The organism is Streptococcus sp. HMSC064D12 (assembly GCF_001837205.1).
GTDB classification, from domain to species: domain Bacteria; phylum Bacillota; class Bacilli; order Lactobacillales; family Streptococcaceae; genus Streptococcus; species Streptococcus salivarius_D.
Window position 1 is genome coordinate 1 of the sequence record NZ_KV831732.1, and the last position, 13,910, is coordinate 13,910.

13 protein-coding genes and 1 pseudogene are annotated in these 13,910 nt (G+C 41.8%); 2 read left to right on the top strand and 12 right to left on the bottom strand.

Going from position 1 to position 13,910, the window contains the following annotated elements; translation table 11 throughout:
• Together HMPREF2697_RS03315 and HMPREF2697_RS03320 are read right to left on the bottom strand one after the other, a co-directional pair.
• Window positions 1-209: pseudogene (locus tag HMPREF2697_RS03315) on the bottom strand (hypothetical protein); the annotation flags it as partial.
• 117 nt (window positions 210-326) lie between these two features.
• Window positions 327-1,712, bottom strand: coding sequence for a Cof-type HAD-IIB family hydrolase (locus tag HMPREF2697_RS03320; RefSeq protein ID WP_004183434.1), 1,386 nt, complete (start codon window positions 1,710-1,712; stop codon window positions 327-329).
• 55 nt (window positions 1,713-1,767) lie between these two features.
• Here HMPREF2697_RS03320 and HMPREF2697_RS03325 point away from each other — a divergent pair, with 55 nt between their 5' ends.
• Complete coding sequence (locus HMPREF2697_RS03325) at window positions 1,768-2,751, top strand: asparaginase (RefSeq protein WP_070849632.1); 984 nt, start codon at window positions 1,768-1,770, stop codon at window positions 2,749-2,751.
• Window positions 2,752-2,754: 3 nt separating this feature from the next.
• Window positions 2,755-2,898, top strand: a complete 144-nt coding sequence (locus tag HMPREF2697_RS10475; protein ID WP_013991161.1) for a hypothetical protein — start codon at window positions 2,755-2,757, stop codon at window positions 2,896-2,898.
• Between the two features lie 51 nt (window positions 2,899-2,949).
• On the opposite strand, the gene HMPREF2697_RS03330 is transcribed toward HMPREF2697_RS10475, so the two are convergent.
• From HMPREF2697_RS03330 to secA, 10 genes are all read right to left on the bottom strand, one after another.
• Entirely contained in the window at window positions 2,950-3,162 is a 213-nt protein-coding gene (locus HMPREF2697_RS03330; RefSeq protein WP_002889236.1) for a helix-turn-helix domain-containing protein, read from the bottom strand.
• A gap of 9 nt (window positions 3,163-3,171) precedes the next feature.
• A complete protein-coding gene (locus HMPREF2697_RS03335) occupies window positions 3,172-3,780 on the bottom strand; it encodes a DUF2975 domain-containing protein (RefSeq protein ID WP_070849634.1) in 609 nt (202 codons plus the stop codon).
• A 191-nt stretch (window positions 3,781-3,971) separates the two neighbouring features.
• Window positions 3,972-4,409, bottom strand: coding sequence for a hypothetical protein (locus HMPREF2697_RS03340; protein ID WP_064523061.1), 438 nt, complete (start codon window positions 4,407-4,409; stop codon window positions 3,972-3,974).
• Window positions 4,410-5,028: 619 nt separating this feature from the next.
• Window positions 5,029-5,532 (bottom strand): hypothetical protein, encoded by a 504-nt coding sequence (locus tag HMPREF2697_RS03345; RefSeq protein WP_225791422.1) that lies wholly within the window; start codon window positions 5,530-5,532, stop codon window positions 5,029-5,031.
• The gene (gene recG, locus HMPREF2697_RS03350) at window positions 5,525-7,543 is read right to left on the bottom strand and encodes an ATP-dependent DNA helicase RecG (protein WP_064523151.1); all 2,019 of its coding nucleotides are present in this window, start codon (window positions 7,541-7,543) and stop codon (window positions 5,525-5,527) included. The genes HMPREF2697_RS03345 and recG overlap by 8 nt, the downstream gene beginning before the upstream one ends.
• A gap of 132 nt (window positions 7,544-7,675) precedes the next feature.
• Window positions 7,676-8,779, bottom strand: coding sequence for an alanine racemase (alr, locus tag HMPREF2697_RS03355; protein WP_064523063.1), 1,104 nt, complete (start codon window positions 8,777-8,779; stop codon window positions 7,676-7,678).
• Window positions 8,780-8,806: 27 nt separating this feature from the next.
• Window positions 8,807-9,160, bottom strand: coding sequence for a holo-ACP synthase (gene acpS / locus HMPREF2697_RS03360; RefSeq protein ID WP_002891813.1), 354 nt, complete (start codon window positions 9,158-9,160; stop codon window positions 8,807-8,809).
• Window positions 9,161-9,162: 2 nt separating this feature from the next.
• Window positions 9,163-10,194 (bottom strand): 3-deoxy-7-phosphoheptulonate synthase, encoded by a 1,032-nt coding sequence (locus tag HMPREF2697_RS03365; RefSeq protein WP_064523065.1) that lies wholly within the window; start codon window positions 10,192-10,194, stop codon window positions 9,163-9,165.
• 84 nt (window positions 10,195-10,278) lie between these two features.
• On the bottom strand, window positions 10,279-11,310 hold the full coding sequence (locus HMPREF2697_RS03370; RefSeq protein ID WP_002891816.1) for a 3-deoxy-7-phosphoheptulonate synthase: 1,032 nt from the start codon (window positions 11,308-11,310) through the stop codon (window positions 10,279-10,281).
• Window positions 11,311-11,330: 20 nt separating this feature from the next.
• Window positions 11,331-13,880 carry a preprotein translocase subunit SecA gene (secA, locus tag HMPREF2697_RS03375; RefSeq protein WP_070575338.1) on the bottom strand — a complete coding sequence of 850 codons (2,550 nt, stop codon included), beginning with the start codon at window positions 13,878-13,880 and terminating at the stop codon, window positions 11,331-11,333.
• Between the last annotated feature and the right edge of the window lie 30 nt (window positions 13,881-13,910).

Consider the following 13,910-nt stretch of genomic DNA (forward strand, 5'->3'; position numbering starts at 1 on the left):
GCGAAAGTTGGCTGTGGTTGCGCTTCTTGGGCACTCGCGAAAGTCGGTTGTGGTTGCGCTGGCGCTGGCGCTTCTTGTGTTGGAGCAGTTTCTACTGCTGGTGCGTCATCTTGGAATTCACCAGCTGCAAGTGCTGCTGCAATTTCTTCTTCAGTCGCTGAACGACCATTGATGGCTTCAAAAAAATCTAACCAATCTGCTTTAGTCATAACAATCTCCTTAAAAATACATAGAATGACTTCATTTTATCACAAATAAAGCCATTAATAAATGTCATTTTTATTAGAAAAAGGTTCGGAGCAAGCTGTCCAAACCTTTATATCTTCTTATCTGTTTCTTTGTAGAGATTTTTGAATCTGACGATCCAGCTCTCGTTTAATGTGTGGTTCTGGTGCAAATCGCTCTTCCCAGTCACTTGGTTTAAGAATTTTGTGGGTCACGGGATCAAAGTGAGCCTTGCCATCGGGGAAAATTTTCCCCATATTAGCCTCATGAACCGTATCAAAGAAAGGTTTAGGATCCACCCCCATAAGAACAAATGAACCATAGGTCAAGTAAAGCAAGTCAGTCAAAGCATCCACCTGACCAACCATCGTTGACTCTGAGTGCTCTTTAGAACTAACTTTGAGGGCCGCCTTATCAAGAGCAGCATGCAAATCCAGAACAGCCTGACCAAAGACACGCTTGTCCCCACCTGATGAAGCATAAAGAAATTCGACGATTTCTTCCAACTTGAAGTCCGCACGGTGACTAGCTTCCTCAATACCGTAAACACGAGGCATGTCGTTAGTTGAGCCATCCATCAAATGGTGGAAATCCTTAACCTTGTTGAAGTTGTCATCATCACTGGTAAATGAATTTTCTGTCTCAAAATGAATCAAACCGTAGTGTGACAAGGCTTTGGCAATCCCATTCTGGTTATTAGTATCAGTGACATGGGTAGCCTGGTCTTTCAGTTCGTCTTCACCATTACCCATGGCAACACCAATGCCGACACCAGACAGCATTTCTAGGTCATTTTCCGAATCTCCGAAGGCCATAACCTCACTGAGTTCGAAACCAAAAACCTCACCTAGATGAGCGATACCTTTCAACTTAGATTGGTCCGCTGAAATAATATCGGCTGAATAAGGGCTTGAACGGGTAATCTTCACATGAGGAAACTTTTCTTCAATATCTTCTGTTTCCCCCACCGTCGCTACCATAACCACCTGATAAATAGGCTCACGCATGATAGTCTTAAGAGTCTCAATACTTTGTGGCTTGAAACGACGAATCAAAGACTTGAAACTACGTTCCACCAGCTTAGCCCAGGACTTAGGGACAATACGGCTGACGATTTGTCCAAACTTACTCGTTCCCATACTAATAATATTGGAACCAACAAGACCTGTGCTAGTCCCTAGAGAAATCTCTCTACGGTGCTTGGTGGCATAGCGAATCAAGTTGTAGACTGTTGATTTAGGGAGCTGATTTTGATACAGGACCTTGTCATGAGTCAAAATATATTGACCATTATAAGTGACTGCAAAATCCAGACCCAGATTGTCCATGAAAGGCTGAACAAATCCTGGACCACGACCTGTTGCCAAACCAACCAAGATACCATCTTCCTTCATTTGACTGATAGCTTTTTGGGTTGAACTTGACACACGTTTTCGGTCATTTAGAAAAGTCCCATCAATATCAAAAAAGACTGCTTTAATGGCCACAGAACTCCCCTCCTTCTAACATATTATGCTAAAATAAATTATAACATATAATATAATGGTGAGTAATATAAATGAAAAAAAAATCCTAGTCCTTCACACTGGAGGAACAATTTCCATGTCAGCAGATAATGATGGCAAGGTCAGTCAAAACGATGATAATCCCATGAACCATGTGGGACTTGATTTAGACAATTTAGAACTAACCGTTCTCGATTTTCTTAATATCCCTAGCCCACATATCACACCCTACCACATGCTGGATATTTACAAAAAAATCAAGGAAACAGCTGGGCAATATGATGGGGTGGTCATCACTCATGGGACAGATACTCTGGAAGAGACAGCCTACTTCCTAGACACCATGGCCGTTCCTGAAATTCCAATCGTTTTAACTGGTGCCATGCGTTCGTCGAACGAACTAGGTAGCGACGGAGTCTATAACTATCTCTCAGCTCTACGCGTTGCTAGCGACGACAAGGCCGCTGACAAAGGAATCCTGGTCGTGATGAATGATGAAATCCATGCAGCCAAGTATGTGACTAAGACCCATACCACAAACGTGGCAACCTTCCACACACCAACTCATGGTCCACTAGGAATCATCATGAAGCATGACATCCTCTGGTTCAAAACTGCTGAGCCTCGGGTTCGCTTTGATTTGGAACAAATCACAGGAACAGTCCCAATCATCAAGGCCTATGCTGGGATGGGTATCGGAGATGGAATCATCAGTCTCCTAGACCCTGAAAAGATTGACGGCGTGGTTATCGAGGCCCTAGGTGCTGGAAACCTCCCACCACTAGCTGCAAGAGAAATTACGTCACTTATGGACAAGGGAGTTCCCGTTGTACTCGTTTCCCGTTGCTTTAACGGTATCGCCGAACCAGTCTATGCCTACGAAGGAGGTGGCGTTAAACTCCAAGAAGCAGGCGTTATGTTTGTCAAAGAACTCAATGCACCAAAAGCCCGCCTCAAACTCCTCATCGCACTTAGTGCAGGACTTGAAGGCCAAGAATTGAAAGACTATATCGAGGGGTAAGACATGAAACTTAGCATTGAAGCAACCGATAAATTGGAAAACAAAGATTTCCACTATGAGCTGACAGTCTCAAAAACACATATCGCCATGGTCTGTGGCACCGTGCTAGCCAGTCTAGCCCTGGTCGCATGGCTAAAGAAAAAATAAAAAAAGCTTGAAGCATCGTCACGAGAAAGGTGACTGAACTGCTTCAGGCTTTTAGTTTTCTTCGTCTGGTCTATATTCAAGAATATCTCCTGGTTGACAATTCAACTCCTTACAAATAGCGTCCAGTGTTGTAAAACGGATTGCCTTGGCCTTGCCTGTCTTAAGAACCGAGAGATTGGCTGGGGTAATACCAATCCGTTCTGCAAGCTCACCCGAGCGCATCTTCTTCTTGGCAAGTTCAACGTCCAAATTGACAATAATCATAAGCCCCTCCTAAATCGTGTACTCATTTTCCTCAGCAATGGCATTAGCCTTGGTCAAAATCATAGCAACAGCATAGAGGACAAAACTAACTAGCAAATAACTGATGTTAAAGAAACTATAACTATGGCTGCCTGTTCCAAATGTAAAGATACCATTATTGATAAAAGCCCCAAGAACTAGCAAATGCGCTGACCAACGAACCAACTTAGCATTTTTAGCAATGAAAATATCAGAACGATAAAGATTAATCAAAAAGGCACGTAGACACAACAAGAATCCTATGTTGACTACCATACGAAGGAAATCAATGGTTGCTGTAAAAATCGTCAAACTAGAGCCGTTGCTTTTTACAGTAACTCCTGAGCCGAGAAGCATACGCAAACCTTGTTGTAAGAGTCCTTCATGACCGCTCAAGATAAAGGCATCATTAAGAATGGTAATAACAAGACTTAAAAAGCCCGCAAAAAGGAGGACATTAACGAACAGGAGAACACTACGCAGACGTTTTTGTTCTTGTGTCTCCTGACGATTTTTAGCACTTTTGGCAGATCTCCAACCATAATAACTAGAGCCAGCCAAGGCTAGGATGATTAAAAAATAAAATAAGATAGTTGTCATGTGTTACCTCGATTGTAAATTCATTTGATTTCTTTGAGCATAGACTAGAAAAAGCCAAGGTGCCTCTAGGAGGCCTTGACCTCATTCTAAATCATTAGCTAACTATTAACAGTATCAATTATATCGAATATCAATATAAAATACTAGTTTATAGATAAGATTTTATTACTTTTCAACTAAGATACATTCAATTATTTGACAGCTGTTTGTCCCTTACGAAGACGGATAGCATCACAAGCTAGAGAGACCAAGAAGAGCCAAACTGATGTGCTGAAGTCCATTACTAGGTGATTTGTCGTTCCCAACTGCAAGAAGATATTCAAGGCTGATGGCACAAAGGTTAGAAGGGCAGCCTTTTTCAAGAAAAGAGAGAAATCTTCTGTCCAAAGTGCCTTCCAAGTAAAGTCTTTAAGCTCTTTACGAAGGAGCCAAATCAAGGCAAGATAGAAGGCAAATTGCAGCTCTGCGACCAGCCAGTAACCCCAACCAGAAAGGTATTGAACCTCTGCACCTGGGAAAAGATTGGCCACATTCACAAAAGGAAGAATAAGTAAAGCAAGCATTGCAAGACCGTAGATTGCCATAAGAAGAGTAAGAAGAACGTTGATGATTGGTTTAAGTGTTTTCATGATAAGTTTTTCCTTTGTTAAATAGTTTTAGTATATAATTTCTCTTTTTCGCGAATAAGATTATCTTTATCGAAAAGTTATTATCGTTTTTCGATAATTATATATTACACCCTTTATTTCTCCTTGTCAACACATTTTTATCGTTTTTCGATATTTTTTATCTAAAAATCAAAAAAATAAAAACCAGTCAAGAAAATCTCAACTGGTTAGCTTACTTATTTTAATCGCCTAGACTGGTCATGCTTCCGTCTAGACTTTTTATAATTTTAAGAAGAGGGATTCTACGTTATGAAAAAAAGGAAAAAGGGATTTTGGAAAATGAGGGATGAAAGTTGTAGAATATGGGTAAATTTAGCCTCTTCCTAGCATCAATACTAGTTTTGATAAACCTTAAAGTCTTGAGGATCCTTTTGGAAATTTGGGTTGTAGGTTACTTTAATTTTTACAGTCATTGTTATTTCCTCCTTTTTAGGAATGGTTTGGCCTAGCCAAAACGTTTTATTATCAAAACCTATCTCGTTTTGATGGTTTTATTATAGGTTGCCTAACTTAAAGAAAGCTTGTAATAAGCTTGAAGGAAACTTAAAACTATCAGTGAGTTTACTGAGAGTTTTTCTGTCTAAAGCATGGATAAAATAATTCCCAAGACCAGAGCGACCCAAACGGCATAGCGAATTGTCGCATGATAGCGGTAACTTTCAATAACCTTGGGTAGCTTTGTAAAGAGATAGGCAATGTAGGCAACTATGGAAAGAAAATACCCTTTAAAATTCCAGGCCGAGCCTAAGATACTAAAATCTTCGAAAAGTGGCACAAGCATCAGTACAGCTGTAAGCATGCACCAGACTGGTAAAAGCGTTCTTTCCTTTTGATGCTGTATATGGATAATCAGTTGAGCTATAAGACCCGCGACGTACATAATCAGTAATACCGAACAAGCTAGAGAGATAAGAAGTGAATAAAGATATAGGGTATGAAAGTCTGTCTTTCCTTCTATCAGCTTTGTCAATTCGGTAATAAACCAAATCAAGATGAAGGCGAAAAAATAAAATATAAGACCTAACATCATAAGAAAAATCGAATTTTTAACCGTTTCTTTTTCATGGTTTTCCTCCTTAATCAAACTCGCCTTGGCTTCTCAAATGAGCTCCTAGCACCTGCCAATCAGGATTCTCACGCCAGTTAGGGTCAGATACAATTTGGCTAGCCACCCGTCTGGCTTCCTCTAAGATATTGTAGTCTTCCACAATATCAGCCACTTGAAATTCAGGAATTCCTGACTGACGTGTTCCAAAGATTTCTCCTGAACCACGCATTTTAAGGTCCTCTTCGGCTAGAACAAAACCATCTGTAGTCTCACACATGGCCTGCATGCGTTTTTTCCCGGTATCATTCTTAGGATTAGCCACCAAAACACAGTAGGACTGCTTATCGCCACGACCTACACGCCCTCGAAGCTGGTGAAGCTGGCTAAGTCCAAAACGATCCGCATCCATAATGACCATAACTGTAGCATTTGGCACGTTAACACCTACTTCGATAACTGTGGTTGATACTAAAATCTGAGATTTTCTGTCCTTGAAATCTTGCATAATTTGGTCTTTTTCATCATTTTTCATACGACCGTGCATCAGAGCTACTGTAGCTGAATCCCCAAAGAACTCTGTGAGTTCCTGATGAAGAGCCACCGCATTTTTCAAATCAAGAGCCTCAGACTCTTCAATCAGAGGAGAAATAAAATAGACCTGAGCATCTTTTTCCAACTCACCCTTAATCCAAGTCAGTACGGTATCTAACTGCTCATGTTTGACCCAACGGGTAATAATGGGCTTACGCCCAGCCGGCATCTGGTCAATGATAGATACATCCATCTCCCCAAAGGCAGTGATTGCCAAGGTCCTAGGAATAGGTGTTGCCGTCATCATGAGGACATCAGGATTGTCACCCTTCTCACGGAAAATACGACGTTGATTAACTCCAAATCGGTGCTGTTCATCAGTAATGACTAGCCCAAGACTATGATAAGTCACTGCATCTTGAATCAACGAGTGGGTTCCCACAATCATCTGAGCCTCCCCAGACTCGATTTTGGAAAGGGCTACTTTCTTATCCGCGGCCTTCATTCCAGAAGTTAGGAGCACTACCTCTAACTCAGGAAAAAGGCCCTGTAAACTCTGATAATGCTGCTCTGCTAAGATTTCCGTCGGTACCATGAGGGCAGACTGAAATCCTGCCGTATAAGCCCCATACATAGCCAAGCTAGCGATAACTGTTTTCCCTGAGCCCACATCTCCTTGCAAGAGACGGTTCATATGAGCCCCAGATTTCATATCAGCTAGGATTTCCGATAAACTACGCTGTTGGGCCTCTGTTAAGGGGAATGGTAATGCTGCAATTTTGGCTTTGATTTTGGCTTTATCGTAAGCAATTGCTAGACCATTGGTTTCGGACTTATTTTCAGCCTTCAGCACCTGTAAATTCATCTGGAAATAAAAGAGCTCCTCAAACTTGGTCCTACGTAGAGCCTGCTTATATTCAGCCAAACCTTTCGGAAAATGCAAGGCACGCACAGCCTCTTGACGTCCCATGAGACGGTACTTGTCCAGCAGCACCTGAGGGAGATTTTCCTCCAACAAATTAAGGGCCCCACTATCAAAAGCTGCCTTTATGGCCTTTATCAGTTGGGCCTGACTAACACCCTGGGCCACATGGTAGACTGGTTGCATATCGTCCTCAACTTGAGCCAGAACTTTCATACCAGTCACAGCAGACTTCTTCTGGTCCCATTTGCCAAAAATAGCCACTTCTGCCCCCATCTCAATCTTGTCCACAAGATAAGGCTGGTTGAAGAAACTAATGGCAATCACAGCCTCTCCTTGCTTGATTTTAAAACTCAGACGATTCCGTTTAAAGCCATAATACTGCACATTGGCAGGCGTCACCACTGTTCCCGTAATAACAGCCTTTTCGCCATCCATCAGTTCAAAGATAGACTTACTCTTAAAATCCTCATATCGGAAAGGAAAATAAAGCAAGAGGTCCCCAACCGTGTGTAAATCTAATTTGATAAATTTTTCAGCGGACTTAGGCCCAAAGCCTTTCAAATCCGCAATTGGTGAATCTAGTTGAATCATATCCTCTATCATTTCTATCGTGTTCTTCTTCCCGTGAAAAAGGAAGCCTTATCAGCTATTATAACACATGAAAATGGTCTTCACTAAAACCAAAAAATCCAGCATCAAACTGGATTTCTCTTTTTATTGATATTAATCATAGCTACGAGGTACACGGTCACTAAGTAAACAAAGAACTTCATAGTTGATAGTACCACGTTTTTCAGCCACCTCTGTCGCAGTAATACTTGCTCCCCCATTTTCACCCATAAGAGTGACAGGAGTTCCTAGGGGATAAACCTTAGGAAGACGAACGGTAATCTGGTCCATAGACACACGCCCAACAATAGGACAAAGCTGTCCATCCACAATAACGTGGAAACCTTGTAAATCCCTGGTCCAACCATCCGCATAGCCAATCGGAATGGTTCCAATAACCTCATCAGCTGTCGTCGTATAGGTTGCACCATAACCCACATCTTGACCTGCTGGCAGGACCTTAACATGAACAAGTGCAGTCTCCAAACTTAAAGCAGGACGAATCCTATATGGAAGGTCTAAAGCACTGCCACTAGGATTGAGACCATAGATGACGACACCCAGACGCACCGCATTAAAGACTGTTTCTGCATGCCAGATGCTTGTCGCAGAGTTGCTAGCGTGTACCAAGCGAGGACGGTCCACCAAGTTATTAACCAAATCCGTGAAGAAGGCCAATTGACGCTTGAATTTACTATCATCTGCCTCATCAGCCGTTGCAAAATGAGTAAAAATACCTTCGACATCCGCACCAAGTGATTTCAGACCAGCAATCAAGTTATCTGCGTCCTCTAGGCTACGCACCCCAATACGGCCCATACCTGAATCAACCTTAATATGACAGGTTAAACCAGTCAAATCAAGCCCTTGATTCTTAGTCATTTCCAACCACTCAAGGGAAGCTATCGTCAGCGTGATGTTTTCTTGAATAGCCAAAGGAACCTCGTCTGGCAAGACTACTCCTAAAATAAGTATCGGTTGTTCCAAGCCAGCTTGACGAAGTTCAAGCGCCTCGTCTAGGTTGGAAACACAAAAACCATCCACCTGCTTAGATACATGCTTGGCCACTTCGACAGTGCCATGACCATAAGCATTGGCCTTAACAACTGCAAAAGTCTTTACCTGTTTAGGGATGTGACTAACCACTTGTTCAATATTTTCTGAAATTGCTGATAGATCAACCTTTGCCAAGGTTGGTCGATGTAAACTTGAAATCATAAGCTATCCTCTTCCAACATCTATCTCTTAGTTTTTTTCTAAAATGACACTTGCCTGAACAAAATCACCGCTATGGGAAATCGAGATAAAAACCTTGCCTTCAAAAGGTGATTGGGTCACCACTGGAGCTCCCTTGTCATTGGTCAATATTTCAATATCCTTAAAGCCGACTGCTCCAATACCAGTACCCCAAGCCTTTGAAAATGCTTCCTTACCGGCCCAGCGCCCTGCTAAATAGGACATCTGACGATTACCAGAAAGGGATTCAAAACGCTCCCACTCTTTTGGTGTCAATACCTTTTTTGCAAAGCGTGGATTGCGGTCATAAGCCTTTTTTACAGCTGAAATTTCCTGCAAGTCTATACCATGTCCAAAAATCATAATTATAACGAAAGTCGATTGTGGATTTCACGAATAAGGCTATCTGTCTTATCCCAACCAAGACATGGATCTGTAATTGATTTACCATAAACTTCAGGTGTGTCTTGACGACCATCCTCAAGGTAAGACTCAATCATAAAGCCACGCACGGTATCCGCGATACGTTCATCCCACTCACGGTTAAGAAGGACTTCACGCACAATACGAACTTGTTCCATGAAGTTTTTACCTGAGTTATCATGGTTTGTATCAACAAGAATAAATGGGTTTTCCAAATTAAATGCACTATACTTGTCCAAAGCCTTAACCAAGTCTTCGTAATGGTAGTTGACAATGTTCTGTCCATTTTCATTGTTGGCACCACGCAAGATAGCGTGAGCGAGTGGGTTACCATCTGTTTTAACTTCAGCGCCATTGTAAAGGAAATGCTGTTGGTTCTGCGCAGCATAGATACCATTAAACATGACATTCAAATTTCCTGACGTTGGGTTCTTCAAACCAATTGGCACATCAATACCTGAAGCTACAAAGCGGTGCTCTTGGTCCTCAACCGAACGTGCTCCAACAGCGTGGTAGCTAAGCAGGTCATCAAAGAAGGAAAGATTTGACGGATAAAGCATCTCATCAGCGATTGGAAGGCCTGTTTCAGTAATAATACGTGACTGAAGATGGCGAACCGCCTTAACTCCAGCAAGAAGGTCTACATCACCCTCTGCGTCTGGTTGGTGGATAAGCCCCTTATAACCATCTCCATTAGTACGTGGTTTGGCTGTATAAACACGCATAACAATAAAGATTTTATCTTTCACTTCTTCCTGAAGTTTGGCCAAACGGTGAGCATAATCAAGGACCGCTTCTTCATTGTCGGATGAACATGGACCAATAACCAAGAGAAGACGTTTGTCCTCACCCTTGATGATTTTTGCCAAAGCCTCATCATTAGCTTGTTTAGTTACTAAAGCGTCTCCCGTAAGAGCGTGTAATTTCCTTACTTCCGCTACATCAATCAGCGGACTATTTTGATGAATTCCCATTTATTTCCCTCTCTTTGTGAAAAGAGAGCGAACCGCTTGGTCATCCAAACGGTTCACTCCCCATATATGGTTTCTGTTACCTTATTATTTTGACAAAGTATCGTGGATTTCACGAATCAATTCTTCTGTCTTATCCCAACCAAGACATGGGTCAGTGATTGATTTACCATAGACATCTGGTGCATCTTGACGACCATCTTCAAGGTAAGATTCAATCATGAAACCACGTGCAACTTTGTTGATTTTTTCATTCCAGTCACGGTTAATCAAGGTTTGGCGAACGATACGGATTTGTTCCAAGTAACGTTTACCTGAGTTATCATGGTTTGTATCAATAACGATGAATGGATTCTCAAGGCCCATTTGTTCATAGTGTTCAATTGTTTCAAGCACATCATCATAGTAGAAGTTAGGTACGTTTTTACCATATTCATTCGTTGAACCACGAAGAATAACGTGTGCCAATGGGTTCCCTGGAGTTTCAACTTCTTCACCGTTAAAGAGGAAGTTTTGTTTGTTTTGTGCGGCGTAGATACCGTTAAACATCACGTTAAGGTTCCCTGATGTTGGATTCTTCATACCAGTTGGAACATCAATACCTGACGCAACAAAACGGTGTTGTTGGTCTTCTACAGAACGTGCACCAACGGCAATGTATGACACAAGGTCATCTACCAAAGGAAGATTTTCTGGGTAAAGCATTTCGTCAGCAGTTGTGATACCAGTTTCAGTGATAACACGGTAGTGAAGGTTACGCACAGCCTTGATACCGTTAATTAGGTTTGGTTTCCCTTCAGCATCAGGTTGGTGTACAAGTCCTTTATAGCCATCACCATTTGTACGAGGTTTAGCTGTATAGACACGCATAACCATAAAGACTTTATCTTTAACTTCTTCTTGAAGTTTAGCCAAACGGTGAGCATAATCAAGAACAGCTTCTTCATTATCAGATGAACATGGACCAATAACCAAAAGCGTACGGTCATCTTCACCCTTGATGATTGCTTCAAGCTCTTTATCACGAGCTTGTTTCTTGGCAAGGGCTTCACCTGTTAATGTAGTTGATTCTTTAACTGCATCAAAATCAATTTTTTCACTTACTGCTTTAAAAACCATAATAATTACCTATTTTTTTCCTAAAATTGTTTACGACCGTGACAATTTTTAAATTTCTTACCAGAGCCACATGGACAGAAGTCATTACGACCAACCTTACTAAAGTCAATTTCTTGACCATTAGCATCTGCTTGGTGGGCCTGGATATTGCCTGTTGCTGTTGTCGAAACACGTTCATTCACATTTTCACGAGATTGCTCATGAATTTGTGCTTTCATCATTGTACGTGTCACATCATATTCAATTGCCCCAATCATATCTTGGAACATCTTGAACCCTTCAGATTGATACTCAACGATTGGGTTGTTTTGTGCATAACCACGCAAACCAACGGCATTACGTAATTGATCTAGAGCATCGATGTGGTCCGTCCACTTGTTATCAACAACCATCAAAATCAAGACTTTTTGGAATTCACGGATAGCTTCCTCTGAACGCAATTTCTTGATTTGACGAGCATAAACATCATCTGCTAACTCATTCAAGTAAACTTTAATAGCGTCATAATTAACACTACGTTTCGTTACCTCTCCCACTTCTTGTAAATCTTCAAGTGAGATGGCATTCTCAGGAACCAAGGCCTGACGAGCAAAGTTCAAGATACCTTTAAGAGCTTCCTCTTGATCATTGCGGCTGTGACCATCTACCGTACGGTTAATCGTACGCTTAATCATAGCCTTAATCTCAGGTTCAAGGTCACGTTCTGCTGTGATAACATCATAACGCTCAGCATAGATGATTTCACGTTGTTCACGCATAACGTCATCGTACTGAAGGACTTGTTTACGAGTATCGTAGTTATTTCCTTCGACACGTTTTTGAGCCGCTTCCACTTGGCGTGTCAACATACGTGATTTGATAACGATATCTTCATCATCAGCATTCAAACGTTCCAAGACTTGTTTGATACGATCAGAACCGAAACGACGCATCAATTCGTCTTCAAGTGAAAGGTAGAATTGAGATTCCCCTGGGTCCCCTTGACGTCCCGCACGACCACGCAACTGGTTATCGATACGACGGCTTTCGTGACGCTCTGTACCAATGACACAGAGTCCACCAAGGTCAAGAACACCTTCACCAAGTTTGATGTCGGTACCACGACCGGCCATGTTGGTCGCAATCGTAACGGCACCACGTTGACCCGCATTCATGATAATATGCGCTTCTTTTTCGTGGTTCTTGGCATTAAGCACTTCATGAGGAATACCTGCTTCAACCAACATCTTAGAAATCAAGTCAGATGTTTCAACGGCAACCGTACCAACAAGGACTGGCTGTCCCTTTTCATAACGACGTTTAACATCTTGTACCACTGCGCGGAATTTAGCATCCAAGGTAGGGTAAAGAAGGTCATCGTGGTCAATACGTTGAATTGGACGGTTAGTTGGAATCGGAATAATTCGCATGTTGTAAATTTCACGGAATTCATCTTCCTCAGTTTTACCAGTACCAGTCATCCCTGACAATTTCTTGTACATACGGAACATATTTTGGTAAGTGATTGAGGCAGATGTCTTCGTTTCTTCTTGAACTGGCACACCTTCTTTTGCCTCAATGGCTTGGTGGAGCCCATCTGAGAAACGACGTCCTTCCATGGTACGACCTGTAAATTGGTCAACGATAAGAATTTCTTGCTCAGGACTGACCACATAGTCAATATCATGCAACATGATGTAGTTGGCACGAAGGGCGTTGTCAATATAGTGAGTCAAGGCAACATTATCAATATCGTACAAGTTGTCCAAGTTAAAGAATTCTTCAGCCTTGTCAATACCTGAGTCATTCAAACCAATCGTTTTTGTTGGAATATCAATGGCATAATCATCCTCTGTCAAGGTCTTAACAAAGGCATCCGCACGGTGATATAACTGATTAGTTTCTGAACTTACAGGACCTGATACAATCAATGGTGTACGAGCTTCGTCGATAAGAACTGAGTCAACCTCATCGACCAAGGCATAGTTCAATGGACGTTGTACCATGTTTTCCTTACGAACAACCATGTTATCACGAAGATAGTCGAAACCTACCTCTGAGTTGGTTGAGTAAGTGATGTCACAGTTATAAGCTTCACGTTTTTCAGCTGGTGATTTGGCTGAAAGGTTAATCCCTACTGACAAACCAAGCCAACTATAAAGCTCACCCATTTCAGTCGCATCACGCTCTGAGAGGTATTCGTTAACGGTGATAACGTGCACACCTTCACCTGAAATAGCATTTAGGTAAACAGGCATTGTCGCAGTCAGGGTTTTCCCTTCCCCTGTACGCATCTCTGGTACATCACCATGGTGAAGAACAATACCACCCATGATTTGCACACGATATGGGAAAAGTCCAAGGACACGTTTTGCCCCTTCACGAACAACTGCAAATGCCTCTGGCAAGAGTTGGTCTAGGCTTTCTCCGTTTTGATATCGTTTTTTAAATTCTTCTGTTTTTGCCTGAAGTTCTTCATCTGAAAGAGCTGCCATTGCATCAGCATAGCTCTCGACTTTCTTGGCAGTTTTTTCTAGTTTCTTAATTTCGCCTTTATCATTTTCAATGATTTTGCGTAATATATTTGCCATCTTTTTTCCTTTCGACAGTCTTTATCTCCA